General features: G+C 75.1%; 21 protein-coding genes and 1 pseudogene. 13 read left to right on the plus strand and 9 right to left on the minus strand.

The features are described from left to right. Positions 1-65: 65 nt before the first annotated feature. Complete coding sequence (locus ACQP12_RS03095) at positions 66-1,499, minus strand: hypothetical protein (RefSeq protein WP_433284867.1); 1,434 nt, start codon at positions 1,497-1,499, stop codon at positions 66-68. 129 nt (positions 1,500-1,628) lie between these two features. Here ACQP12_RS03095 and ndhC point away from each other — a divergent pair, with 129 nt between their 5' ends. Continuing rightward, positions 1,629-2,006 carry an NADH-quinone oxidoreductase subunit A gene (ndhC, locus tag ACQP12_RS03100; protein ID WP_154229793.1) on the plus strand — a complete coding sequence of 126 codons (378 nt, stop codon included), beginning with the start codon at positions 1,629-1,631 and terminating at the stop codon, positions 2,004-2,006. Positions 2,007-2,012: 6 nt separating this feature from the next. Here ndhC and folP read toward each other — a convergent pair whose 3' ends face one another. Continuing rightward, positions 2,013-2,882 (minus strand): dihydropteroate synthase, encoded by an 870-nt coding sequence (gene folP, locus ACQP12_RS03105; RefSeq protein WP_433284870.1) that lies wholly within the window; start codon positions 2,880-2,882, stop codon positions 2,013-2,015. A gap of 174 nt (positions 2,883-3,056) precedes the next feature. On the opposite strand from folP, the pseudogene ACQP12_RS03110 reads away from it, so the two are divergent. From ACQP12_RS03110 to ACQP12_RS03125, 4 genes and pseudogenes are all read left to right on the plus strand, one after another. Further along, a pseudogene (locus tag ACQP12_RS03110) lies at positions 3,057-3,423 on the plus strand (DivIVA domain-containing protein); the annotation flags it as partial. Between the two features lie 367 nt (positions 3,424-3,790). Continuing rightward, the gene (locus ACQP12_RS03115; protein ID WP_357940595.1) at positions 3,791-4,288 is read left to right on the plus strand and encodes an SRPBCC family protein; all 498 of its coding nucleotides are present in this window, start codon (positions 3,791-3,793) and stop codon (positions 4,286-4,288) included. A 43-nt stretch (positions 4,289-4,331) separates the two neighbouring features. After that, on the plus strand, positions 4,332-4,916 hold the full coding sequence (locus ACQP12_RS03120) for a DNA-3-methyladenine glycosylase I (RefSeq protein ID WP_433284872.1): 585 nt from the start codon (positions 4,332-4,334) through the stop codon (positions 4,914-4,916). A 54-nt stretch (positions 4,917-4,970) separates the two neighbouring features. Further along, the gene (locus ACQP12_RS03125; protein ID WP_433284874.1) at positions 4,971-5,594 is read left to right on the plus strand and encodes a hypothetical protein; all 624 of its coding nucleotides are present in this window, start codon (positions 4,971-4,973) and stop codon (positions 5,592-5,594) included. Positions 5,595-5,604: 10 nt separating this feature from the next. Here the strand turns inward: ACQP12_RS03125 and ACQP12_RS03130 are convergent, their stop codons facing one another. Together ACQP12_RS03130 and ACQP12_RS03135 are read right to left on the minus strand one after the other, a co-directional pair. After that, the gene (locus tag ACQP12_RS03130; protein WP_357940601.1) at positions 5,605-6,396 is read right to left on the minus strand and encodes an enoyl-CoA hydratase/isomerase family protein; all 792 of its coding nucleotides are present in this window, start codon (positions 6,394-6,396) and stop codon (positions 5,605-5,607) included. Positions 6,397-6,400: 4 nt separating this feature from the next. Then, positions 6,401-7,219, minus strand: a complete 819-nt coding sequence (locus ACQP12_RS03135) for a PaaX family transcriptional regulator (protein WP_357940603.1) — start codon at positions 7,217-7,219, stop codon at positions 6,401-6,403. Positions 7,220-7,409: 190 nt separating this feature from the next. Here ACQP12_RS03135 and ACQP12_RS03140 point away from each other — a divergent pair, with 190 nt between their 5' ends. Beyond that, on the plus strand, positions 7,410-7,577 hold the full coding sequence (locus ACQP12_RS03140) for a DUF3117 domain-containing protein (protein ID WP_013283866.1): 168 nt from the start codon (positions 7,410-7,412) through the stop codon (positions 7,575-7,577). Positions 7,578-7,721: 144 nt separating this feature from the next. After that, positions 7,722-9,182, plus strand: coding sequence for a leucyl aminopeptidase family protein (locus tag ACQP12_RS03145; RefSeq protein ID WP_433284878.1), 1,461 nt, complete (start codon positions 7,722-7,724; stop codon positions 9,180-9,182). A 13-nt stretch (positions 9,183-9,195) separates the two neighbouring features. Here ACQP12_RS03145 and ACQP12_RS03150 read toward each other — a convergent pair whose 3' ends face one another. Then, positions 9,196-9,768, minus strand: coding sequence for an O-methyltransferase (locus ACQP12_RS03150; RefSeq protein ID WP_433289102.1), 573 nt, complete (start codon positions 9,766-9,768; stop codon positions 9,196-9,198). Between the two features lie 284 nt (positions 9,769-10,052). On the opposite strand from ACQP12_RS03150, the gene ACQP12_RS03155 reads away from it, so the two are divergent. Together ACQP12_RS03155 and ACQP12_RS03160 are read left to right on the plus strand one after the other, a co-directional pair. Further along, a complete protein-coding gene (locus ACQP12_RS03155; protein WP_433289104.1) occupies positions 10,053-11,360 on the plus strand; it encodes a S1C family serine protease in 1,308 nt (435 codons plus the stop codon). A gap of 72 nt (positions 11,361-11,432) precedes the next feature. Continuing rightward, positions 11,433-11,855, plus strand: coding sequence for a preprotein translocase subunit TatB (locus ACQP12_RS03160; RefSeq protein ID WP_357940607.1), 423 nt, complete (start codon positions 11,433-11,435; stop codon positions 11,853-11,855). Between the two features lie 167 nt (positions 11,856-12,022). Here the strand turns inward: ACQP12_RS03160 and ACQP12_RS03165 are convergent, their stop codons facing one another. The 3 genes from ACQP12_RS03165 to ACQP12_RS03175 all read right to left on the minus strand — a co-directional run bounded on the left by ACQP12_RS03165 (position 12,023) and on the right by ACQP12_RS03175 (position 15,226). Then, positions 12,023-13,171, minus strand: coding sequence for an Mrp/NBP35 family ATP-binding protein (locus ACQP12_RS03165; RefSeq protein ID WP_433284880.1), 1,149 nt, complete (start codon positions 13,169-13,171; stop codon positions 12,023-12,025). A gap of 170 nt (positions 13,172-13,341) precedes the next feature. Continuing rightward, the gene (locus ACQP12_RS03170; RefSeq protein WP_151463925.1) at positions 13,342-13,947 is read right to left on the minus strand and encodes a DUF1003 domain-containing protein; all 606 of its coding nucleotides are present in this window, start codon (positions 13,945-13,947) and stop codon (positions 13,342-13,344) included. Continuing rightward, positions 13,940-15,226, minus strand: coding sequence for a magnesium transporter MgtE N-terminal domain-containing protein (locus ACQP12_RS03175; protein WP_357940612.1), 1,287 nt, complete (start codon positions 15,224-15,226; stop codon positions 13,940-13,942). The genes ACQP12_RS03170 and ACQP12_RS03175 overlap by 8 nt, the downstream gene beginning before the upstream one ends. Positions 15,227-15,259: 33 nt before the next feature. Between ACQP12_RS03175 and ACQP12_RS03180 the strand changes: the two genes are divergently transcribed. Beyond that, positions 15,260-16,129, plus strand: a complete 870-nt coding sequence (locus ACQP12_RS03180) for a PhzF family phenazine biosynthesis protein (RefSeq protein ID WP_357940614.1) — start codon at positions 15,260-15,262, stop codon at positions 16,127-16,129. Between the two features lie 56 nt (positions 16,130-16,185). Continuing rightward, positions 16,186-16,716 carry a hypothetical protein gene (locus ACQP12_RS03185; RefSeq protein ID WP_433284883.1) on the plus strand — a complete coding sequence of 177 codons (531 nt, stop codon included), beginning with the start codon at positions 16,186-16,188 and terminating at the stop codon, positions 16,714-16,716. Between the two features lie 52 nt (positions 16,717-16,768). On the opposite strand, the gene ACQP12_RS03190 is transcribed toward ACQP12_RS03185, so the two are convergent. Then, positions 16,769-17,464, minus strand: a complete 696-nt coding sequence (locus ACQP12_RS03190) for an HAD family hydrolase (protein WP_357940618.1) — start codon at positions 17,462-17,464, stop codon at positions 16,769-16,771. A gap of 104 nt (positions 17,465-17,568) precedes the next feature. Between ACQP12_RS03190 and ACQP12_RS03195 the strand changes: the two genes are divergently transcribed. Continuing rightward, a complete protein-coding gene (locus ACQP12_RS03195; protein ID WP_433284886.1) occupies positions 17,569-18,525 on the plus strand; it encodes a DMT family transporter in 957 nt (318 codons plus the stop codon). Between the two features lie 54 nt (positions 18,526-18,579). Then, entirely contained in the window at positions 18,580-20,736 is a 2,157-nt protein-coding gene (locus ACQP12_RS03200; RefSeq protein ID WP_433284888.1) for an APC family permease, read from the plus strand.

The raw sequence follows: 20,736 nt of genomic DNA on the forward strand, positions 1-20,736 counted from the left end.
TTTGCGGTGTTTAGTACCGCAGCCCGTAATTCAGATCACCGCAACCAGCCGGACGCATCCGCAACTCACTCCTCGGCAGGGCGGGCGACCGGCTCCGCGGTGGCGGCTCCCGTGCGGCGGCGCAGCGAGGTGGTCGCCAGGGCCAGCGCGAGCACCACCAGCAGGCCGGAGACGCCGATGAGGGCCACCGCCGTCCCGTGCATCGAGGTGGCGTCGTCGTCGGCGGCCGGCGCGGCGGCGGCCACCACGCCCTGCGAACCGGTCGGGGCGGGCGTCACGACCGCCGGGGTGGCCAGCGCGGCCGCGGCGGTGATCCGGAAGCTCATCTGCACCTGCCGGTCGCGCCCGCTGCGCGGATCCAGCCGCCCGACGGCGGCGCCGGCCAGCGGGGCCCGGCGCTGGGCCTCCGTCGAGGCGGTCACCGGCAGGCGCAGGTCGACGGTCCGGCCGGCGGGGACGGTGCCCAGCTCGCACCGGGTCCGGTCGGGGCCCGCCGCGGCGCAGCCGGCCGGCGGATCGGTGACCGTCACCCCCGCGGGGAGGACCACGTCGACCCGGCCGGAGGCGTCGACCTTGCCGGTGTTGCCGAGGCGTACGCCCAGGGTGCTCGGCGCGCCGCTGATGTCGAAGAGCACCTCGTCGGCACGGAGCGAGATGCCGGGCACCGGCGGCCCGGGCGGGAAGAGGACGGCGAAGCCCTCGTCGTCGCCGGCCGTGCCGGCCACCCCGGGCGCGGTGGCGGTGACCTGGACCGACCCGCTCAGCGGCATGGACCGCCAGGCCGTGCCGGCGACCCGGACGCGGATGGCGGCGCGGAACCGGTCCCCCGGGGCGGTGGCCCACCCGCCGCAGCGGTGGCTGCCGCCGCCGGCCGAGGCGCAGCCCGGGGTGCCGGCGTCGGTCAGCCCGGGCGGCAGGGTGTAGCCGAGGCGGATCAGCTCCGGCCGGCCACCGGTGTTGGTCACCGTCACCCGCAGCGTGGTCACCGTGCTGTCCGCGTTCCAGTAGGCGGGGGTCAGCACGACGTCGTCGGTGGTGACCCGCACGCCGAGCGGGCTGCCCGCCGGCTGGCCCGGCGGGGGCGGGGCGACAACGGGCGGCGGCCCGGCCGGCGGGGGCGGCGGCGTGGTGGTGGGCGCCGTGGTGGTGGGCGCCGGTTCCGGGGCCGTGGTCGTCGGCGCCGGCGGGGTGCTGGTCGGTGCCGCCGGCGTGGTCGACGGCACCTCCTCCGTCGGCGGCGGGCTGGTGGGCGCCGGCCCCGTCGTCGTGGGGGTCACGGTGGGCGTGGCCTCGGTCGGATCGCCGGGCTCGCCGCCCGGCTCACCCGGGTCACCCGGATCGGCCGCCCGGACCGCGGCGGTCACGGTCGGCGAGGCCGCCGCCCAGGCCGGCCCCACCGCGACGGCCGCCACGATCCCGGCGAGCAGCGCGGGCACGAGCAGCGCGGGGGTGCCTCTGAGCGCGGCGCGCCGAGCAGGCCGTACGCGGGGGCGGGGCATCTGTCCTCCGTGACGCTCAGTGAGCTCTCATTATTTGGCAACAGTTGCCTTGGTGCACTAGTACCGCGAGGAAACAAATCCGTAACGGGTTCGAGGCGGCCCGACGGCCCGCCCGGTAGGCTCCCGACCGTGACCGGTTACCTCGGCTCGTACGCCACGCTCGGTCTCCTGCTCCTTGCCGCCGTGCTCTTCTTCGTTACGGCGTTCTCGGCCAATCGGGTGTTACGTCCTGGCCGTCCGGCTGATCCGTGGGGCAAGCGGGCCACCTATGAGTGCGGTCTCGACCCCGTCGGCGGCGACTGGGCGCAGATGCAGATCCGCTACTACGTCTACGCCTACCTGTACGTGCTCTTCGCCGTGGAGGCGGTCTTCCTCTTCCCGTGGGCGCTGGTCTTCGACCGGCCCGGGTTCGGCGTGACCACCGTGGTGGAGATGGGCGTCTTCGTCGCCGTGGTGGCGCTCGGCATCCTCTACGCCTGGCGCCGGAACATCCTCCGCTGGACCTGACCCCGGTCAGGCCAGCCCGCGCCGGGTCAGGGCCGGTGGCCGGTCCCCCCGGATCGACGCCACCATGTCCAGCACCCGGCGGGTCTCGCGGACCTGGTGGGCGCGGAACACCCGGGCGCCGAGCCAGGCCGAGACGGCGGTGGCCGCCAGGGTGCCCTCCAGCCGGTCGGGCACCGGCAGGTCCAGCGTCTCGCCGATGAAGTCCTTGTTCGACAGGGCCACCAGCAGCGGCCAGCCGGTGGCCGCCAGCTCGCCGAGCCGCCGGGTGATCTCCAACGAGTGCCGGGTGTTCTTGCCGAAGTCGTGCGCCGGGTCGATCAGGATCCCGTCCCGCCGTACGCCGAGGCCCGCCGCCCGCTCGGCCAGGCCGGTGACCGTCCCGACCACGTCGGCCACCACGTCGTCGAACGCGGCCCGGTGCGGCCGGGTCCGCGGGGCGAGCCCACCGGCGTGCGAGCAGACCAGCCCGGCGCCGGTCGCCGCGGCGACCCGGGCCAGCGCGGGATCCGCCCCCGACCAGGTGTCGTTGAGCAGGTCGGCGCCGGCCTCCACCGCCTCCACGGCGACCTCGGCGCGCCAGGTGTCGATCGAGATGACCACGTCCGGGAAGGCGGCCCGGACCGCGGCGATGGTGTCCACCGTGCGGCGGATCTCCTCGGAGACGTCGACCTCGTCACCCGGCCCGGCCTTCACCCCGCCGATGTCGATGATCTCCGCGCCCTCGGTCACCGCCCGCTCGACGGCGCGCAGCGCGCTGTCCTGGGCGAAGGTGGCGCCCCGGTCGAAGAACGAGTCCGGCGTGCGGTTGACGATCGCCATCACGACGAGGTCGCCGGGGGAGAAGGTCCGCCCGCCGAGCCGCAGCGCCCCGGTCATGCCCGCCTCCTCGCCGATCTTCCACTGGTCGCTCCCGACGCTATCCGGTCCCGCCCGGCCCGGGCCGGGCGGCGTCACCGTCCCCTCCCCGCCCGCAGGAGCCGGGCGCCGGCGATTCCGATCGGAGGCGGCGGAGGGCTCGCCCGATCCCCGCCCGCATGCCACGATCTCCCCATGGGTGAGGTTCTGCTCCTCTTGGTCGTCGCGCTGACCGTGGCGGCGGTGGTGTTCGGGGTGACGGTGCTGGTCTCCGGGCGGGATCCGGGCCTGGCGCCCGCCGAGCCGGACGGCCGGGCCGTGCCCCTGCCGGGCAGCCGCCCGCTGGACGAGTCGGACGTCGCCGAGGTGCGCTTCGACACCGCGCTGCGCGGCTACCGGATGGCGCAGGTCGACGCGGCGATGCGCCGGGCCGCCTACGACATCGGCTACAAGACCGAGCTGATCGGCGTGCTGGAGGCCGAGAACGCCGCCCTCCGCGAGGGCCGGACCGAGGAGGCCGACGCGCTGCGCCGGGCCCGCGCGGAGGCCGCCGCGACCGGTTCCGAGGCCGAGGCCCCCACCCCGCCGCCGGCCTCCGCCACGCCGGTCTCCGCCGAGGCCGGCGTGGCGGAGGCCCCGGCCGCCGCCGCCGTCGAGGACGTGGCCACGCTGCCGTCCGCCGCCCCCGTGCCGGCCACCGGTGGGCCGGCCCCCGTCGCGCCGGTGGCGACCCCGGTGGCGACTCCGCCCGAGGTCGGCCTCCGGCCGCCCGCCGACCCCACCGCAACCCCGACCGACCGCGACCCCACCGCGGAGGCCACCCGCGACGCCGCCCCGGCCGCCGAGGCCACCCACGGCAACGGCCGGACCGCTCAGGCCGGCACCGACTCCGACCGGGAGCGCGGGCCCGTTGTCCGCTCGGAGTCCGCGTGACCGGCGCGGGCGGTGGCGCCGGCTTCGCCGAGGCGGCGCAGCCCGGGGCCGCCGAGGTCACCGCATCGGTGATCGTCGAAGCGCCGGCCGAGCGCGTCTTCGCGGCGCTGACCTCCTGGGAGCGACAGTCCGACTGGATTCCGCTCACCACGGTCCGGGTCGTCGAGGGGGACGGCGGCGAGGGGAGCCTTGTCGAGGCGGTCACCACGCTCGGCCCGGCCGTGCTCCGCGACGAGATGCGGGTGGTCCGGGTGGACGCGCCGTACGAGGTCGGCGTGGTGCACTGCGGCAAGCTGCTCCGCGGGCCCGGTGTGCTGCGCTGCACCCCCATGGAACGGGACCGGACCCAGGTGGTCTGGCACGAGTGGTTCCACCTGCCGGGCGGGCCGGCCGGCCGGGTGGCCTGGCCGGTGCTCTGGCCCGGCTCGAAGTTCAGCCTGACCCAGGCGTTGAAGAAGTTCGCCCGGCTGGTCGAGCAGGGCCGGCTGCCCTGACTGTCGCCGCCCGCTGTCGGTGGGCTGGCCTACTGTGTACGGCGTGACTGACCTGGTGACCGGCGCCGACGGGCTGCCCCGCTGCGCCTGGGGGGCGAGCACCCCGGACTACGCCGTCTACCACGACGAGGAGTGGGGCCGGCCGCTGCGCGGCGACGACGCGCTCTACGAGCGGCTGACGCTGGAGGCGTTCCAGTCCGGCCTGTCCTGGCTGACCATCCTGCGCAAGCGGCCCGCGTTCCGGCTCGCCTTCGACGAGTTCCGCATCGACAAGGTCGCCGGCTACGGCGAGGCCGACGTGGCCCGCCTGCTGGCCGACGCGGGGATCGTCCGCAACCGGGCCAAGGTCGAGGCGGCCATCGCCAACGCGCGGGCGGCCCTGGCGCTGCCCGACGGCCTCTCGGCGCTGCTCTGGTCCTACGCGCCGCCGCCGCGGGCGGCCCGGCCGCGGTCGTTCGCCGAGGTGCCGGCGCTGACCCCGGAGTCGACCGCGATGGCCAAGGCGCTCAAGAAGAGCGGCTTCCGCTTCGTGGGCCCGACCACGGCCTACGCGCTGATGCAGGCCACCGGCATGGTCGACGACCACCTCGCCGGCTGCCACGCGGCCCGCGACCGTCCGGAGGCCTGACCCGGCGGCGGACGCGGCGGGACCGGCCCCGCTCCGGCGTGATGGGATTGGGACATGACCGACACCGAGCCGCGGACGAGCGGGACGATCGAGGGCGGCGCGGCCCCGGGCGCCTGGGCGGTGCTGCTGCCCGCCGAGCGCTACGAGGCCGAGCGGCTGGTGCACCACGACACGCTGGAGCTGACCGGGCTCGATCAGGCCGCGGGGCCCCGGCCCGGCGACCCGGTGGCGGTGCTGGTCGACGAACCGCTGCGGCTGGTGGCGCTCGGCCGGGTCGCACCGGCCACGGCGGAGACCCGGGAGGACCCGGACGACCCGCAGTCCGAGGCCGGTCCCGGGGCGCTCGTGGTCACGTACACCCGGCGGGTGCTGGACGAGCCGGTGCCGGTCGGCGGCCTGGCCCCCGGCGGGCCGGTCACCGGGCTCGACCCGGGCCGTTTCCGTGAGCTGGCCGACCGGATCGGCCCGCCGCCGGCCCGCCGCTCCTGGCTGGTCAGCCTCGACCTGCCGATCGAGGCGGCCTCGCCCGCCGAGGCGGTCCGGCTCTTCTGGGCCTACGTGCAGGAGCTGGGCCCGCGCGAGCTGCCCGCCTTCGTCTCGCCGGCCGGTGACGAGCTGGCCATGCAGGCGTTCGTGCTGGGCGCCGAGGCCAACCAGGATCCCGAGGAGGACGACTGACCCGCGCCGGTCAGCGGCCCTCGAAGACCGGCTTCTGCTTGTTCACGAAGGCCATGGTGGCGGCCCGGTGGTCGGCGGTGGCGCCGCAGATCGCCTGGGCCTGAGCCTCGGCGGCCAGCGCGTCGGCCAGGGTGCCGGCGTCGGCGATGGAGAGCTGCCGCTTGATGGCCCCGTACGCGACGGTCGGGCCGGCGGCGAGCCGGGCGGCCAGCTCCTGCGCGGCCGGGAGCACCTGCTCGTCGTCGTCCACGAGCCGGGTGAGCAGGCCCAGCCGGCAGGCGTCCTCGGCGCCCACCGGCTCGGCGAGCATCAGCAGCTCGACGGCCTTGGCGTGGCCGACCAGCCGGGGCAGCGTCCAGGAGGCGCCGGTGTCGGCGGCCAGCCCGACGCCGGCGAAGGCCATCAGGAACCGGGTCTTCGGACCGCCGACGCGGAAGTCGGCGAGGAACGCCAGCGAGGCGCCGGCCCCGGCGGCCATGCCCCGGACCGCGGCGATCACCGGCTTGGGCAGGTTGGCCAGCCGGGCCGCGATCGGGTTGTAGTGGGCCCGCACGGTGCCCAGCGGGTCGGCGTCGGCGGACTCCAGCGTCTGCACGTGCTCCCGCAGGTCCTGCCCGGCGCTGAACGAGCCGCCCGCGCCGGCCAGCACGACCGCCCGGCAGGACCGGTCGGCCTCCAGCTCGGCCAGGGTGTCCCGCAGCGCCTCCTTGAGCGCCACGTCGAGCGAGTTCATCGCCGTCGGGCGGTTCAAGGTCAGGGTGACGACGGCGTCGGTGCGGTCGACGAGCAGGGGCTCGGTCACGTCTCTAACGACCCTTCTGTCGGGCGAGGCGGTTGCTGGCGTCGAGGCACTGCTCGACGTACCGGTCGGCGGCCGGCCGGAGCCGGGCCGCGTGCCGGTCGAAGAAACTGGCGGCGCTGCTGCCCGGCCAGCGCTCGGGGAGCAGCGCGGGCGGCAGCTGCGGGTCCCGGAACAGGAAGGTACGCCACGCGTGCACGAGCCGGAACCGGGCCGCGTACGCCTCCTCGTCGCTGCTGCGCACGGTGACCCCGGTGAGCAACGGCTTCTGCTCGGCGACGAACCGCTCGTACGCGCGTCCGATCTCGGCCAGGTCCCAGGCGCGGCGGACCACCCCCATGGCGCCGGGGGTGCCGGAGGCGTGCGCGGCGGTGAACCGCTCGAAACGCACCCCGGCCTCGGCGAGCAGGACGTCGACGTCCTCGCCCGGCCGGGTCGCCACCCAGGTGCAGTCGTCCAGCGTGCCGTAGCCGAGGAAGGTGAGGTTGGCGGCGAGTCGCTGCCGGTCCCGGCGGGACGCGGGCGCGTCCAGCACCAGGAGGTCGAACCGTCCGTCCCAGGCGTGCCGCCCCGTGCGGTAGATCCGGGCGCCCGCCTCGTCCAGTCTTCGGGCCGCCTTCGGTGTGATCGAATATCCGGGCCCGGAGGCGAGCCGGAGCGGTTCGAGCCAGCCCTGACGGACCATCCGGGAGACCGCGGTGCGGACCGCCGGCGGGGCGATCCCGAGCGGTGCCAGCAGCTTGACCAGGGCGGCGACCGGTGCGCGGCCACCCCTCGCCCGGAGGTGGTCGCCGTACAGGTCGAAGAGTGCCGACCGTGCCTGCATGACCGCACATTGTGACAGGCCTATCCAAGATAAGCTAGATGCTGTTACATCAATGCTGCTTCGGTTTGGGTCCGGCGGTGTTCATCAGGGAAAATCGTTGGTCGACGCCCCCGCGACGGTTGCGGGTGGTCATGACGAAGTGGCTGTGGGGCAACCCACCGACCCTGGTGTAGGTCTGAGGGGAGACAACATGGCGGCGATGAAGCCGCGGACGGGCGACGGTCCGCTGGAGGTCACCAAGGAGGGCCGGGGCATCGTCATGCGGGTCCCGCTGGAGGGTGGTGGCCGGCTCGTCGTCGAGATGACTCCCGACGAGGCCACCGCGCTGGGTGACGCGCTGAAGGCGGCTGCCGGCTGATGCGGGGAGCGGTTCGCGCGACGTCCGTCGTGCGAACGGTTCGCCCTACCCTGAGCCACCGGCAGAGCCGGTGGCTCAGGGCCTTCCTCGCCCGGTGAGCGGCAAAGTGTCCCGCTTCGAGCAGTTTCGGAGGTACGGTCCAGCGTGCTGGCCATTCGTCTGGTGAGCGGGCCCACGCGGCCCGACACCCTTGTCCTGCCCGTTCGTCCCGAAGGGCCGGACGCGCCCGCCGCGCTGGTTCCCACCGCCGTTCCGCCCGGCGACGACGTCCGGGCCGAGGCGGCGGCGCTGCTGCCCGCCGCCCGGCTCAGCGGCGCCGCCGGTGAGGTGCGGGAGCACCTGCGTCCCGGCGGCACCCCGGCCCGGCTCTGGCTGCTCGGCGTCGGCGAGGGCGGCGAGCACGGCTGGCGGGTCGCCGGCGCGGCGCTCGCCCGGGCCGCCAAGGATGAGACGCACATCACCATCACGCTGCCGGACGAGGCCACCGACGCGCTGCGCGGCCTGGCCGAGGGGCTGCTGCTCGGCTCCTACCGCTACCGGCTCACCCAGGCCGGCGGCACGCCCGCGCTGGCCGAGGTGGACGTCGTGGTCGGCGACCCGGAGGCGCTCGCGCCGACCCTGGCCGCAGCCCGGACCACCGCCGAGATGACCCGGCTGGCCCGGGACCTGACCAACACCCCCTCCTCCACCAAGAACCCGGAGTGGTTCGCCGCCCAGGTGGCCTCCGCCGCGTCCGGCCGCGCCGACCTGCACCTGCGGGTACGCGGCCCGGAGGAACTGGACGCCGAGGGTTTCGGCGGCATCCTGGCCGTCGGCGGCGGCTCGGCCAGCGGCCCCCGCCTGGTCGAGCTGGACTGGCGGCCGGCCGGCGCGCGTACCCACGTGGTGCTGGTGGGCAAGGGGATCACCTTCGACACCGGCGGCATCTCGATCAAGCCGGTGCCGGCCATGAAGCTCATGCGCAAGGACATGGCCGGGGCCGCCGCGGTGGTCGCCGCCACCCTGGGCGCCGCCGCGCTGGACCTGCCGGTGCGGGTCACCACGCTGGCCCCGCTCGCCGAGAACATGGTCAGCGGCTCGGCGTTCCGCCCCGGCGACATCATCCGCCACTACGGGGGCCTGACCAGCGAGAGCACCAACTCCGACGCCGAGGGCCGGCTGGTCCTCGCCGACGCCATGGCGTACGCCGTCCGGGAGCTGAAGCCCGACCTGATGGTCGACCTGGCCACCCTGACCGGGGCGAACGCGGTGGCGCTGGGCAAGCGGCACGCCGCCCTCTACAGCGAGAACGACGACCTCGCCGCCGACCTGCTGGGCGCGATCGCGGCGGCCGGCGAGCGGGCCTGGCGGATGCCGCTCGCCGACGACTACGTCGAGTACCTGGGCAGCGACATCGCCGACCTGCACAGCTCACCGAGCCGGGGCGCCGGCTCGGTGGTGGCCGCGCTCTTCCTCCGCGAGTTCACCGGCGACCTGCGCGACCGCTGGGTGCACATGGACATGTCCGCGCCCTCCTGGTCGGACGACGTGCACGGCGAGCTGGTCAAGGGCGCCACCGGCTGGGGCGTCCGCGGGTTGCTGCGCTGGCTGGCCACGCTGGGCTGACCGGGCGCGGTGGTCAGCCCTTCACGGCGGCGAGCAGGCCGTGCCCGACGGGCAGGAGCGCCGGCACCCAGTGCTCCGACTCGCGGATCGCCTTGATCGTCTCCCGCACGGTGACGGTCTCCATGTCGCGGGCGGCCGGGTCACCGATCCGGCCGCCGGCCAGGGCTCCGTTGAGCGCGAGCACCCCGCCGGGGCGCAGCAGCCGCAGGGCGGCGTCCACGCAGGCGGCGAAGCCGGTCGCCTCGGCGTCGACGAAGACCAGGTCGTAGGCGCCGTCCGCGAGCCGTGGCAGCACGTCGAGGGCGCGGCCGGTGATGATCCGGGTGCGCCCCGACGCGAAACCCGCCTCCTGGAACAGCCGCCGGGCGATGCGCTGGTGCTCGACCTCCACGTCGATCGTGGTGAGCACCCCGTCGGGGCGCATGCCCCGGAGCAGCCAGACACCGCTCACCCCGGTGCCGGTGCCGATCTCCACCACCGCCCGGGCGTTCCCGGCGGCGGCGAGCAGGCGCAGCGCGGCCCCGGCGCCCGGCGTCACCGCGTCCACGCCCACCTCGTGGGCGAGGGCGCGGGCCGTCCGCAGCACGAGATCCTCGGTGACGTACGACTCGGCGAACTGGAGCACCTGGGCGGTCGAGTTGCCGGAGCCGGCGACCGTGGCGATGGGACACCTCCGGGCGGACTGGTGCGAGGGGTCGGTTGGCACTGAGAGCCTAGAGGCGCGCCTCGACACGCGCAGCCGCGAGTCGGCCCTCAGACGATCACGCGCGGCAACCCCTGACTCCGCTCGGGGCATCCGTGCAATCCTGGACGGAGTCCCGTGCGGCACGGCCGGCTCCGCCGACCGCCCGTCGGGGCCTGGGGGACGGACTGGGAGGCACCGACGTGACCGACGGCTGGGACTGGCGCCAGCCCGGCGGGGGCACGGCACCGGCGGGAGGGCCGCCGCCGGGGCAGCCACCGCAGGGCGCCGGGGGCGGCACCTCGCCCTGGTGGTCCGACGCGCTCGCCGACCCCTGGCGCGACCCGTACGCGCCCGCTGCCGTGGTGGTCCCGGCCGCGCCGCTCCCCGGGAGCAGTGAGCCGGAACCGGTGACCGACCCCGACGCGCCGAGGCGGCCGGGCCTGCGCCAGGTGGTGCTGGTCTCGCTGATCACGGCCCTGCTCGCCGGCTCGCTCGGCAGCGCCCTGACCTACGCGTTCCTGCGCACCGGCGGTGCGATGCCGACGCTGGGGGCGCAGTCCGGGCAGGCCCCGGCGCTCGCCCAGCGCAAGCCCGACTCACTGGCCGGGGTCGCCGAGAAGGTGCTGCCCAGCGTGGTCACCGTCCGGGTGGCCAGCCTCGGCGGCACCAGCGAGGGCTCCGGCTTCGTGGTGAGCGCCGACGGGCACATCGTCACCAACGACCACGTGGTCGCGGGCGGGCCCGGCAAGGCCACGGTGGTCTTCAACGACGGCAGCACCGCCCCGGGCACCGTCGTCGGGCAGGATCCGGAGTCGGACATCGCCGTCATCAAGGTGACCCGCACCGGATTGAAGCCGGTCGAGTTCGGCGACTCCGACGCGCTCGCCGTCGGCGACCCGGTGCTCGCCGTCGGCTCGCCGCTCTCCCTGGCCAACACGGTCACCGCCGGCATCGTGAGCGCCCTGGACCGCACCATGATGGCCGGCGAGCCGGGCGGGCCGACCCGCTACTACGCGGCCATCCAGACCGACGCGGCGGTCAACCACGGCAACTCCGGCGGCCCGCTGGTCGACGGCGCCGGCCGGGTGGTCGGGGTGAACTCGACGATCAAGTCCCTGGTGGCCGACGGGCAGGAGGCCGGCAACATCGGGCTCGCCTTCGCCATCCCGATCAACCAGGCGAAGCGGGTCACCGAGGACATCATCGGCACCGGCAAGGCCCGGCGTACGGTGATCGGCGCCCAGGTCGGCGGCACCGGTGTGAGCGGCGGCGGCGTACGCCTCAACAACGTCGAGCCGGCCGGTCCGGCGGCGGCGGCTGGTCTGCGTACCGGGGACGTGGTGCTCCGGCTGGACCGGCACCCGATGAACGACCCGACGGACCTGGTGGCCCTGGTCCGCAAGTACGCCCCCGGTTCGGTGGTGACGGTCGAGTACCGGCGCGGGTCCAACCGGCAGAACGCCTCGGTGACGCTCGCCGCAGACGCCAAGTGAGGTCCCCTCACCCCCTCCCGGCCGGCCACCTGACGTGCGTAGTCTTGCCCTGACGCGCCACGAGGAGGCCGAGTGTTCGAGAACCTGAACTGGTGGGAGATCGGCGCCCTGCTGCTCCTGGCACTGTTGATCTTCGGGGACCGGCTGCCCACGGTGATCAACGACGGCCTCCGGATGGTCCGCAACCTGCGCAACATGGCGCGGAACGCCACCGGCGACCTGAGCCGCGAGCTGGGCACGGACATCCAGCTGGAGGACCTGCACCCGAAGGCGTTCATCCGGAAGCACCTGCTCAGCGAGGAGGACGAACAGGCCCTCCGGAAGCCGCTGCAGAGCATGTACGACAACATCCGCTCGGACGTCACCGGCGTGCACGAGGACCTGAAGGACGTGGCCAAGGCGGCCGACCTGCGCACCAACGGCACCCGCCCGGCCACCGCCACCGGCGGCACGACCGCACCGGCCCCCCGCCCGTCCTACGACGACGCCACCTGACCCCACCCCCCACCCCACCCCCCCGGGGGGCTCCCCGCCCCAGCCCGTTGATCATGAAGTTGTTGTCCTGACACGCCGAGGCGCGTGACAACAACTTCATGATCAACGGAACCGACCCTCCGCGGCGGGGCCGGGGAGGGTCGGTGCGGGGAGGGCGGGAGGGGCGGTCAGCGACCGGCGGGCTTCAGGCCCAGGGGCTTGCCGAGCAGGGACTCGCGGCGCACCGCGAGCCGGTCGGCGACCTGGACGAGCGCCCGGGCGGCCGGGGCGTCCGGCTCGGCCAGCACGATCGGGTTGCCGGCGTCGCCGCCCTCGCGCACCCGGGTGTCCATCGGGATCTGCCCCAGCACCGGCACCTGCGCGCCGATGGTCCGGGTCAGCGACTCGGCGACGGCCTCGCCGCCACCGGCCCCGAAGACCTCCATCCGGGAGCCGTCCGGCAGCTCCAGCCACGACATGTTCTCGATCACGCCGACCACCCGCTGGTGGGTCTGCAGCGCGATGGCGCCGGCCCGCTCGGCCACCTCGGCGGCGGCCGCCTGCGGGGTGGTGACGACCAGGATCTCGGCGTTCGGCAGGAGCTGGGCCACCGAGATCGCGATGTCGCCGGTGCCCGGGGGCAGGTCGAGCAGGAGGACGTCCAGGTCGCCCCAGTAGACGTCGGCGAGGAACTGCTGCAGCGCCCGGTGCAGCATCGGGCCGCGCCAGACGACGGCCGCGTTGCCCGGGGTGAACATGCCGATCGAGATGACCTTCACGCCGTGCGACTGCGGCGGCATGATCATGTCCTCGACCCGGGTGGGCGCGCCGTCGGCGCCGAGCATCCGGGGCACCGAGTGGCCGTAGATGTCGGCGTCCACCACGCCGACCGAGAGGCCGCGGGCGGCCAGCGCGGCCGCCAGGTTGACCGTGACGCTGGACTTGCCGACGCCGCCCTTGCCGCTGGCGACCGCGTAGACGCGGGTGCGGGAGCCGGGCTGGGCGAACGGGATGACCGGCTCGGCGGTGGCCCCGCCGCCGCGCAGCTTCGACTGGAGCTCCTGGCGCTGCTCCGGGCTCATCACACCGAACTCGATCTCGACGCCGGTCACGCCGGGCACCGCCCCGACGGCGGCCGTGATGTCGCTACGCAGCTTGTCCTTCAGCGGGCAGCCGGCCACGGTGAGCAGCAGCTCGACCCGGACCACGCCGTTGTCGCCGACCTCGGCGGAACGGACCATGCCCAGCTCGGTGATCGGCCGACGGATCTCCGGGTCGTTGACGGTGGCCAGGGCCGCCTGGATCGCGTCGGAGATGGTGCTGACGGGTGCTGACATGTCCGCAATGCTACGTCGGTGGTCATCGGCGTCCGCCGCTGGCGTGGGCCGGTGTGAGCGAATCGATGGCCGCCCGAGGGGTGGACGGCCCGTGCCGCGAAGTGGGACGATCGGATCGAACGCCGCTCGCCTGGCCCCTTGAGGCGCGCGGCGTTCAATACGTTCCGGGCTCAGCCCTCGAACCGCCCGTCGCGGGCGAAGTCGCCGTCGAGGTCGTCGCGGGGCTCGTCGAGCGGCTCCCCGCCGGCCTGCCGCCGGGCCTCCCGCTCCTGCTGTCGGCGTTCCAGCTTCCGCCGCCGCTCGGCCGCCTCGTCCAGCTCCTCGGCCAGCCGGGTCAGCTCGGAGCGGAGGAAGTCCCGGGTCGCCACCTCGCCCAGGGCGATGCGCAGCGCGGCGATCTCCCGGGCCAGGTATTCCGTGTCGGCCTTCTGCATGGTGGCCCGCCGCCGGTCCTCCTCCAGCGCGATCCGGTCCCGGTCGGCCTGCCGGTTCTGCGCGAGCAGGATCAGCGGGGCCGCGTACGAGGCCTGGAGGGAGAGCACCAGGGTCAGGAACGTGAAGGTGTACGGGTCGAAGCGCAGGTTCGCCGGAGCCAGGGTGTTCCACGCGAACCAGGCGGCGATCACCAACGTCATGTAGACGATGAAGTTCGCGGTGCCCATGCCCCGGGCGATCCCCTCCGACCAGCGGCCGAAGGTCTCCGCGTCGATCCGCGGCAGCCGGAGGCCCCGGGGCGCCCGGGGCTGGTCCAGCCGCTCTCGTCGCTGGTCAGCCATGGTCGCCGTCCAGCGGCGCGTCGTCGTCGACCGGCGCGCCGGTCATGGCGTCCCGGTCCCGCCAGTCGCGCGGCAGCGAGTGGTCCAGCACGTCGTCCACGGTCACCGCGCCGACCAGCCGCATGGTGCGGTCCACCACCGGCATGGCGACCAGGTCGTACGTGGCCATGCGGCGGGTTATCTCGGGCAGCGGGGTGGTGGGCCGCAGCGGGTCGATGTCGTTGACGACGACCCCGCCGAGCAGGTCGGCCGGGGGCTCCCGGAGCAGCGCCTGGAAGTGGACCATGCCCAGGTAGCGCCCGGTCGGCGTGGTGAGCGGGGCGCGGGTGACGAAGACCTGCGCGGCCACGGCGGGGGAGAGCTGCGGCTCGCGGATCCGGGCCAGCGCCTCGGCCACCGTGGCGTCCGGCGGCAGGATCACCGGCTCGGAGGTCATGACGCTGCCGGCCGTGCCGGAGGCGTAGCGCAGCAGCTGGCGGACCGGGGTGGCCTCGTCCGGCTCCATGAGGTCGAGCAGCACGTCCTGTTCCGGCGGGGGCAGCTCGTTGAGCAGGTCGGCGGCATCGTCCGGGTCCATCTCCTCGAGCACGTCCGCGGCGCGTTCCCGGTCCAGCGCGGCCAGGATCTCCACCTGGTCGTGCTCGGGCAGCTCGCCGAGCACGTCGGCGAGGCGCTCGTCGTCCAGCGCGGCGGCCACCTCGTTGCGCCGGGCGTCGGGCAGGTCCTGGAGGGCGTTGGCCAGGTCGGCCGGGCGCATGTCCTCCAGCACGGCGAGCAGGTTGGCCGTACCCCGGCTGTCGGCGAGGCCGCCCAGGCCGCGCACCCGGTCCCACTCCACCTGGTGCAGGTGGCCGCGGCGGGCGAGCCGGCTGGTCTGCTCGCGGACGGCGACCCGGGTCAGCGCCCACTCGCCGCCGCGGCTGCGCTCCATGGCCACGTCGACCACCGAGCCGGCCTGCCCGGTGTCCAGCTGGACCCGCCGGTCCAGCAGCTCCTGGAGCACCAGCAGCTCGTTCGGGCGCTTCTCGAACCGGCGCAGGTTGAGGGTGCCGCTGCCCAGCACCACGGCGTCCGGGTCGATGGAGGTGATCCGGTTGATGGACAGGAAGATGCGCCGCCGCATCGGCATCTCGGCCACCAGCCCCACCACCTCGGGCGGCCGTTGGGTCGGCCGCATCCGGGCCACGGCGTCGCGGATCCGGCCCACCTGGTCGCCGTTCGGGTCGAAGACGGCGACTCCGGCGAGTCGAGCGATGTAGACCCGGTTCGGCGTGCTCACGGGCACCAGCCTAAGGGCCTAGTGTTTATCAACATGTCGACCTTGGCCTACGAGATCGTGGACGTCTTCACGGATCGCCCGTTCGCCGGCAACCCGCTGGCCGTGGTGTTCGGCGCGGAGGGGCTCGCCACCGAGCAGATGCAGGCCCTCGCGGTGGAGTTCAACCTGTCGGAAACGGTGTTCGTGCTGCCGCCCACGCAGGTCGGAGCGACGTACCGGGCGCGGATCTTCACCCCGGCCGAGGAACTGCCGTTCGCCGGGCATCCCAGCGTGGGCGCCGCCGTGACCGCGAGCCGGCGCGGCATGTTCGATGTGGGCAGGGTCACCCAGGAGTGCGGCGCCGGGGTGCTGCCGATCGAGGTCACCCCCACCGGGGCGACGCTCACCGGGGGCACCCCGACCCTCGGGCCCGAGCTCGACCCGGAGCCGCTGCTGGAGATGGCCGGCCTCTCCGCCGCCGACCACGCCGGCCCGGCGCCCCGGGTCGCCGGCTGCGGGCTGGAATTCCCCTACCTTCCGGTACGCCCGGACGCGGTGGCTCGCGCCAAGGTGAACGCGGCGGCGGCGGAGCGGTACGGCGTGGAGCACGTCAGCGTCTTCTCCTGGGACGCCGACTCGCAAACCGCGCACGCGCGCGTCTTCGTGCCGGGCCTCGGCGTGCCGGAGGACCCGGCGACCGGCTCGGCCGCCCTGGGCCTGGGCGTCTGGCTGGTGGCCAGCGGGCTGCTGCCCGGCGAGGGCCGCTCCGAGTACGCGGTCCGCCAGGGCATCGAGATCAACCGGCCGTCCGCGCTGGCCTGCACGGTGACCGCGGCCGGCGGGGTGGCGGTCGGCGCGACCGTCGCCGGCCACGTCATGCCGGTGGCCCGGGGCGAGATCGCCGTCCCGCCCTTCGTGGGCTGAGGCGGCGGGTCGCGGCGCGGTAGCGTGCCGCTGGGAACGTCCCCGGCCGGGCCGGGATGGGGGAGGATGCCGGAGTGAGCGACGAGGTCGAGCGGACCGCCGCACCGCTGGTGGACGAGGCGATGAAGAAGGCGGCCGTCTGCTGGGTCAGCGTCGACGGCGGCCCGGCGTACGGCCTCTGGTGCCTTCCGCTCGACGGCGCGCTGCTGGTGGTGAGCGGTCCGGGCGAGCAGTCCGCCCCCGGGCTGGCCGACGCGGGCACGGCCGAGGTGACCCTGCGCGGCGACCACGGTGGGCGGATCGTGACCTGGCCGGCCCGCGTGACCCGGCTGCGGCCGGGCAGCGAGGAGTGGGAGACGGCCGCGCCGCTGGTCGCCGCCAAGCGGCTGAACACCCCGGGCCCCTCCGCCGACCTGGTGGCCCGCTGGGCGGCCGAGGGGTGCGCGTTGCAACGGCTGAGCCCGGCGGGCACCGCCGTGGCCGGCGCCGACCTGCCGGCCGGCTCGCTCGCCGAGCAGCCCCGGGAGACGACGGCGGTGCGGGCCACCCGCAAGCCCTTCCGGCTGCACAAGGTCCGCCGGCGCTGAGCCGCCCCGGCCCGTCCGCCCCGGACGTGCTGCGCGGCCGGGTGGACGCCGCTCAGCCGACGGCGACCGGGTCGAGCAGATCGAGCACCTCGGTGAGCGAGGTCAGCGCCGGGCCGTCCCAGCCGTGGTCGGCGTTGAAGACCATGTGACGGGCGAGGTCCGGGGCGGCCAGCCGGACGGCGGTCATGCCGGCCCGCTCGGCGCCGGTGAGTTCCTGGCTGCCGCCGTCGCCGACGTAGAGGCAGTCGGCCGGGGCGAGGTGGAGCCGGTGGCAGGCGGTCAGGTAGAGCGCCGCATCGGGCTTGCAGCGGCCGACCTGCACCGAGAAGACCCGAACGTCGAGCAGCGGGGCGACCGCCAGCTGGGGCAGGAACGCCGGCAGCTCGTGCGTGCAGTCGCTGATCAGGCCGGTGCGGACGCCCTGCCCGCGCAACGCGGCCAGCACCGGCACCGCCTCGGCGCGCAGCCGGGTGTCGGCGCGGACCGCCCGGTGCCGGGAGGCGACGGCGGCGCGTACCGCCTCGTCGGAGGGGTGCACGCCGGCCTGCCCGCAGACCCAGCGCAGGGTCGCCTCGGCGTTGCCGAACCGCCCGCTGGCACGCTGGTAGTAGCTGCGGTCGAGGACCTCGATCAGGGTGTCGGCCGAGCAGCCGAGCAGCTCGGCGATGGTTCGGTGAGCGGACCCGCGCTGGACGCAGCGGGTCAGCGTGCCGAAGAAGTCGAACAGCACCGCCTGGTATCTGGGCATGGGGGTACGGCTCCGGACGTCGAGGGAGGATCGCCGGGACGCGCATGATCGTAACGGAGTGCTGACCGTCCGTGGTGTCCGGCGGCGTGTGAGTATTGCTCTCCGTGCCCCACGCCCCACACCGCCCGCCGCTCGACGCGCTGACCGTCGGCGCGCTCGCGCTGGCCGTCACCGCCGTCTCGTCCTCCGCGCCGCTGGTCGCGTTCGCCGCCGCCCCGGCCCTCGCCATCGCCTTCTGGCGGAACGTGCTCTCGCTGGCCGTGCTCGGCCCCGTCTCGGTGACCCGGCGGCGGGCCGAGTTCCGGGCGCTGACCGTCGGCGCGGGCCGGCGGGAGGGGCTCTACTGCGTACTCTCCGGGGTGGCGCTGGCCGCCCACTTCGCCACCTGGATGCCGAGCGCGCAGCTCACCTCCGTGGCCGCCGCCACCGCGCTGGGCGCCACCCAGCCGGTCTGGCAGGGACTGATCGCCCGCTGGCAGGGGCGGCGGCTGCCCGCGGCGGTCTGGGCCGGCATCGCGGTCGCCGTGCTCGGTGCGGTGCTGGCCACCGGGGCCGACTTCGGCGTCTCCGGCCGGGCCTTCGCCGGTGACCTGCTGGCCGTCGCGGGCGGCATGTTCGCCGCGGTCTACACCGCCTTCGGCGAGCGGGCCCGGGCCAGCATCAGCACCACCACCTACACCACCATCTGCTACGGCGTCTGCGCGGCGATCCTGCTGGTGGTCTGCCTGGCCGGCGGGGTGCGCCTGCACGGCTACGACGGCGGCACCTGGCTCGCCATCCTCGGCCTGGTGGCCGGCGCCCAGCTCCTCGGCCACTCGATGTTCAACTACGCCCTGCACCGGGTCTCCGCCACCACGATCAGCGTGCTCATCCTGCTGGAGGCGCCGGGCGCGGCGCTGATCGCCGGGGTCTGGCTGGGCCAGTTGCCCCGCCCGCTCGCCCTGCCCGGGCTGGCCCTGCTGCTGGCCGGCGTGGCCGTCGTCATCCTCGGCGGGGCGCGGGCCGGCCGCCGCGCCGTTCCGGTGGCGGTCCCCGCCGACCCCGCACCGCTGATCGAGTGACCGCTTTCGCGGAAAGTGCTCCCCGCCGGACCGGTTTCGGTGAAAGTGCGGGGGGTGAAAGCGGCAGGGGAAGGCGGCGATGAGGCCGAGCGGGGGACGATCGTCACCCCGTCGGCCGAGTTCCCGCCGCTCGGCCACGGCGAGCGGGCAGCCCTGGGCCGGATCGGGGAACGCTGGCGGGAGCCCCGCCGTCCCGACGACCTGCCCATCGACCCGACGCTCGGTCGCAGCGGGCGGTCGCCGCGGCCGACCCGGTTCGGCCGGCTGGCGCCGATCGAGATGTTCACCGTCGAGGAGCCGGACGAACTGCTCGCCCGCGAGCCGGCCCGCGTGCCCGGCTCGCGGGCCGGCCGGCTGCTCTCCCGGACCCGCCGGACGCTGTTCGGCCCGCCGATCTCCAGCGCCTCCGTGCTCTACGAGCGGATGCGCAAGCTGGTCGCCCTGCCCGTGCTCTCCTCCGACCTGCTCAGCTCGGTGGCGTACGGGCCGGAGGCGATGCTCGGCGTGCTGTTGCTGGCCGGCAGCGCCGCGCTCGGGCTCTCCCTGCCGCTGGCCGGCCTGCTGGTTCTGCTGATGATCGCGGTCGGGGTGTCCTACCGGCAGACCATCCCGGCGTACCCGCACGGAGCCGGGTCGTACATCGTGGCCGGGGACAACCTGGGGCGCACCCCCGGGCTGGCGGCGGCGGCCGGGCTGATGCTCGACTACGTGCTGACCGTGTCGGTGTCGGTGTCGGCCGGCGTGCACGCGGTCACCTCGGCGCTGCCGGCGATGGCCCCGGCCACGGTGCCGCTCGGCGTGCTGGTGATCGCCGTGGTCCTCGCCGGCAACCTGCGCGGCGTACGCACCGCCGGGAACATCTTCGTGCTGCCCACGTACGCCTTCGTGGTGGCGGTCGTGGCGCTGCTGGTGGTCGGCTACGCGCGGGCGGCGGGCCGGGGCTTCGCGCCGGTGCCGTCGCCGGCGGTGCCGGCCGCCGAGGGGTTGGGCCTGCTGCTGGTGCTGCGCGCGTTCTCCTCCGGCGCGGTGTCGATGACCGGCATCGAAGCGGTCTCGAACGCGGTGCCCGCGTTCCGCCGCGTCGAATGGCGCAACGCCCGCACCACGCTGGGCTGGATGGTCGCCATGCTGGTCGTGCTCTTCGCCGGCCTGGTCGGGTTGGTCCACCTCGACGGCCTGGTGCCGAGGCCGGGCGAGACGCTGCTGTCCCAGCTCGGCCGGGTGACCTTCCCGCCCGGCCCCTGGTACGCGATCCTCCAGGCCACCACGGCGCTGATTCTGCTGCTGGCGGCGAATACCGCGTTCAACGACTTCCCCCGGCTGCTCTTCTTCATGGCCCGGGACGGCCATGTGCCCCGCCGGTTCCTGCACATGGGAGACCGGCTGGCGTTCAGCAACGGCCTGGTCGCGCTGGCGCTCGCCGCGGGGCTCATCCTCGTCGCCTTCCGGGGCAACACCGCGTCGCTGATTCCCCTCTACGCCGTCGGCGTCTTCCTCGCCTTCACCCTGTCCCAGGCCGGCATGGTGGTGCACTGGCGGCGTCGCCGGGGGCGGGGCTGGCGCCGGCGCCTGGCGGTCAACGCCGTCGGCGCCACCCTGTCCGGGCTGGTGCTGCTGACGGCCGCCGTGTCGAAGTTCACCGAGGGCGCCTGGGTGGTCGTGGTCGCGGTGCCGCTGCTGGTTCTGCTCTTCCGGCGGATCCACCGCCACTACGCCACGCTGCACCGGGCGCTGGCGCTGCACCCGCCCGTGACCGCGCCGCCCGGACCCGCCGGGTCCGCCGAGGGCGAGGAACTGCCCCAGGAGGTACGCCACCTGGTCGTCGTGCCGGTGGCCCGGCTGAACCGGGCGTCGCTGCGCGCCCTGGCGTACGCGGCGTCGCTGGGCCAGCCGACGCTGGCCGTGCACATCGCCCCGGAGGAGAGCGAGGCGGACCGGTTCCGTGAGCAGTGGCGGGCCTGGGGCGACCACCTGCGGCTGGAGACGATCGTGTCGCCGTACCGGGCGGTGATCGGGCCGCTCGCGCACTACCTGGAGGCGCTGCACACCAACCGGCCCGAGCTGACCCTGACGGTGATCGTGCCGGAGGTGGTGCTCCGCCGCCGCTGGCACCGCCCGCTGCACAGCCGCGCCGAGCAGCGGCTCCGCGCCGCCCTGCGGGCCCTGCCCGGCGTGGTGGTCACCACCGTCCCGGTCCACCTCGCCGAGTGA

This window comes from Micromonospora sp. CA-244673 (assembly GCF_050948395.1).
Lineage (GTDB): Bacteria > Actinomycetota > Actinomycetes > Mycobacteriales > Micromonosporaceae > Micromonospora.

What these genes read in the sequence shown, in the direction of transcription:
- ACQP12_RS03095 (WP_433284867.1), bottom strand. Translation starts at nt 1,499, where the DNA reads ATGCCCCGCCCCCGCGTACGGCCTGCTCGGCGCGCCGCGCTCAGAGGC.
- folP (WP_433284870.1), bottom strand. Translation starts at nt 2,882, where the DNA reads ATGACCGGGGCGCTGCGGCTCGGCGGGCGGACCTTCTCCCCCGGCGAC.
- ACQP12_RS03125 (WP_433284874.1), top strand. Translation starts at nt 4,971, where the DNA reads ATGACCGACACCGAGCCGCGGACGAGCGGGACGATCGAGGGCGGCGCG.
- ACQP12_RS03135 (WP_357940603.1), bottom strand. Translation starts at nt 7,219, where the DNA reads ATGCAGGCACGGTCGGCACTCTTCGACCTGTACGGCGACCACCTCCGG.
- ACQP12_RS03140 (WP_013283866.1), top strand. Translation starts at nt 7,410, where the DNA reads ATGGCGGCGATGAAGCCGCGGACGGGCGACGGTCCGCTGGAGGTCACC.
- ACQP12_RS03165 (WP_433284880.1), bottom strand. Translation starts at nt 13,171, where the DNA reads ATGTCAGCACCCGTCAGCACCATCTCCGACGCGATCCAGGCGGCCCTG.
- ACQP12_RS03170 (WP_151463925.1), bottom strand. Translation starts at nt 13,947, where the DNA reads ATGGCTGACCAGCGACGAGAGCGGCTGGACCAGCCCCGGGCGCCCCGG.
- ACQP12_RS03180 (WP_357940614.1), top strand. Translation starts at nt 15,260, where the DNA reads ATGTCGACCTTGGCCTACGAGATCGTGGACGTCTTCACGGATCGCCCG.
- ACQP12_RS03185 (WP_433284883.1), top strand. Translation starts at nt 16,186, where the DNA reads ATGGGGGAGGATGCCGGAGTGAGCGACGAGGTCGAGCGGACCGCCGCA.
- ACQP12_RS03190 (WP_357940618.1), bottom strand. Translation starts at nt 17,464, where the DNA reads ATGCCCAGATACCAGGCGGTGCTGTTCGACTTCTTCGGCACGCTGACC.